Below are 2,866 nucleotides of genomic sequence, written 5' to 3' on the forward strand. Positions count from 1 at the left end.
AAGAGTGATAAATAAGATGGAGCTACTCTGCCTATAAGATATAGTTCCCCATGATAAGCCATGCTGGTCTAACAGAAGACGTCTATAAATCATGCCTTCCCTGGCAATTTACTACTTCCCTACTTCCAACATTCTTGAATTTAATTATTCCTCAATAGTTCGAATTCTGTCCAATTTAATGACGCGCTCTGCTCGTTCTTTTAATTCCTTTTTTACAACAGAACTATTTAAAATTTTCTTTAATAAAGAAAGCATTTTTTCTCCTAGTTTTACAATTAAGTGGCAGAATGAATAATATGAGTAACAACACCTAAAATGACTAAACTCGTTTCATCATTAACGACAATGGGTAAATAATTAGGATTTTCTGCAACTAAATGAATCCGTTCCGGTAAGATTGCTAAGCGCTTAACCGTAAGCTCACCAGCCACAGAAGCTATAACAATTTTACCGTGCGTGGGTTTGATATCCTTATTCACAACTAGCATATCGCCATCTTGAATATTGGCATTAATCATGGAGTCACCAGAAGCAGTCACTAAAAATGTACTCCCTGGCTGTTTGCTAAAATGAGTGTTTAAATCGATATAATCTTCTATATAATCATCAGCAGATGTGGGTGTGCCTGCCCGCACTGTACTTGCAAATAAAGGCATCGCATAATTGGTAACACCACTTGCTAGAAAGGCTTTTACATCCTCTAACCGTGAAGCCGGTATCCGTAATGGATGCGTGCTTTCGCCGTAGATGTTACTACCTTTTGGTCGTCCCGAGCCTTCTCGCTTGCCGCCTCGTGGCATATTAGCTCCTCTTTGATAAACGTTCATTTATCAAAAATACTAATCAAAGCCGCGCTTAAAGTAAAGAACTAATTTTTAGAATAAATCACCGTCTAACTATCTGGGTCATGGCTTGAATTTTGAATTAGCATAAATTAGAAAATCACGATTCAAGCCATGACCCCATTTTTACTGTGATTTTTGGTCTAAATAAAAGACCTGTAAATTCATTAAATTAAAGAAAGACAGCATAAAATAGTAATTTCACTCCCTAAACCCTATTTGCGTTAGAAATAAATTAAAACAAATGGAATTTTTTTATGCTAATCACAATAGAGATTTTCTGTGGAGCATCATGCCTACAATAAACGATATACCAACAGAAAGAGAGAATTACTATCTAAATTCAGTACTCTTTATTTAAAAAATTCGTTAATGAGTCAGAGCTGTTAGACAATATAAAAAACCTCAGTTTACCTTGTATTTTTTACTACACTATCCATATATAAATATTAATTATAAAGATTTCTTATGAATAACTTTGGCCACATGCTAATGCATTCAAAAAGTTTGCATGATGCTTTTAAAAATGACTTTAAACATACACCAATTGATAGTTGGGGATATTATATTTTTGATTATCTTGGCCATTATTTTCAAATTGAGTCCGATAAGATTTTTTTCAAGATATAATAGAAAAAATCTTTATCTAGAAATTCCGGTAAGTGAATCAAATTCAATAAAATACCAATTTTATACTTCTATCATAGGGGTAGATGTCAATATTCGTGATAAAATATATCATTTAGCAAAATCGTATGAATATTATTCTTTTGTTAATGTAATTTATTATCAAATAGATTATACAGCCGTTATCACGCTTGCCTCAAAGAAACAATCTTTTGACATGATAAATTACATATTGAATAATGAAGATAAAATACTTGCCTTAACAAAAAAATACATAAAAATTATTCCCACTCTTTAATAAAAAGAATAGTATTATTTTACCTGATAATTTGACAAAAAATAAAAGCTCTGCACAATGAGGACTTAAACTATAAGATAGAGCAGGATCTGAGGGCTAATATAGAGCATAAGAAAATCAATAGCTCTTTTGACTTAAGTTCTCTTCCTTTTAATTTAAATAATTTTACAGCTCGAGAAAAAGATATAATTTATCTCTTATTTTACGGCTTCAATACCAAAGAATCTGCAGATATTCTGGAGCTTTCGAGACGAACTATTGAGCGTACCTTTGAAAGCATTCGAAAAAAACAAACAGCTCAAATAAAATACAGATACTGAGCTACTTGTTAAAACACTACAACTAGGCATACCAATAACTTATTTTGCATACATGTCCCTTGGTCATTCTAGTCCTTCACAAACAATTAAATATCGACTATCAGTATCTGTTATAGTTAATGGGTAACAATATTTTTTACAACCCAACATAGACTCACCTTTAACCAGCATATCAAATCTTTTATGGGCCCGACACACCATGTACGATGAAAATTCAAATAACTGCTGATGATTTAGAAGAATTATCCGCTCATGCCCATTTAAAGATTGTAACGGAGCTTTCTGTAAGCGTTCATAACTGAATACTGCTAATAACCTCGAGGACTCTTTAAGCGGTGGCCATATGATGAAAGATATAGATAAATTGGACTCTGTCAAACAAGCTTTTAGAGGCACTTTAATCGAATTAGCATAGACTAATTCTTTGATTTAGAAATCAAAAAGAGATTAAAGTGCCGAGATATAATCTTATCTTAAATTGACCTAGTTCTTCGTGAACTTATCAAAAATATGTATTAAGCTAATTTTGATTAATTAACAATATTTATTAACTCTGCTGTCCCCTATTGCATTGCCTCAAAATTTTTTAATGTCAGAATTTATACGAGGCAAAGAAAATCCCCCGTTTTCTTTCATTACTCCAACTATACTATATACAATAGGATTAAAAATTAGGCGAAAATATGAATGACAACATCAATCATGATCCCTATGAAGCGCGAATCAAAGTAGGGAATAAAATAATTTTTAAAAACGACTGGCCAGGAACTTAATGATTT

General features: G+C 32.2%; 3 protein-coding genes. 2 read left to right on the forward strand and 1 reads right to left on the reverse strand.

Annotation, left to right across the window (positions count from 1 at the left end):
• Positions 1 to 275 precede the first annotated feature (275 nt).
• Complete coding sequence (locus BN58_RS16570) at positions 276 to 800, reverse strand: LexA family protein (protein WP_019217782.1); 525 nt, start codon at positions 798 to 800, stop codon at positions 276 to 278.
• Positions 801 to 1,353: 553 nt separating this feature from the next.
• Between BN58_RS16570 and BN58_RS16575 the strand changes: the two genes are divergently transcribed.
• Together BN58_RS16575 and BN58_RS37995 are read left to right on the forward strand one after the other, a co-directional pair.
• Positions 1,354 to 1,767: a hypothetical protein gene (locus BN58_RS16575; protein ID WP_019217783.1), complete on the forward strand. Its 414-nt coding sequence runs from the start codon at positions 1,354 to 1,356 to the stop codon at positions 1,765 to 1,767.
• A 116-nt stretch (positions 1,768 to 1,883) separates the two neighbouring features.
• Positions 1,884 to 2,087: a helix-turn-helix transcriptional regulator gene (locus BN58_RS37995; protein WP_408605502.1), complete on the forward strand. Its 204-nt coding sequence runs from the start codon at positions 1,884 to 1,886 to the stop codon at positions 2,085 to 2,087.
• Positions 2,088 to 2,866: the final 779 nt, after the last annotated feature.

The organism is Legionella tunisiensis, from assembly GCF_000308315.1.
Lineage (GTDB): Bacteria > Pseudomonadota > Gammaproteobacteria > Legionellales > Legionellaceae > Tatlockia > Tatlockia tunisiensis.

Coding starts and splice junctions, on each gene's coding strand:
- BN58_RS16570 (WP_019217782.1), bottom strand. CDS start 800: ATGCCACGAGGCGGCAAGCGAGAAGGCTCGGGACGACCAAAAGGTAGT.
- BN58_RS16575 (WP_019217783.1), top strand. CDS start 1,354: ATGATGCTTTTAAAAATGACTTTAAACATACACCAATTGATAGTTGGG.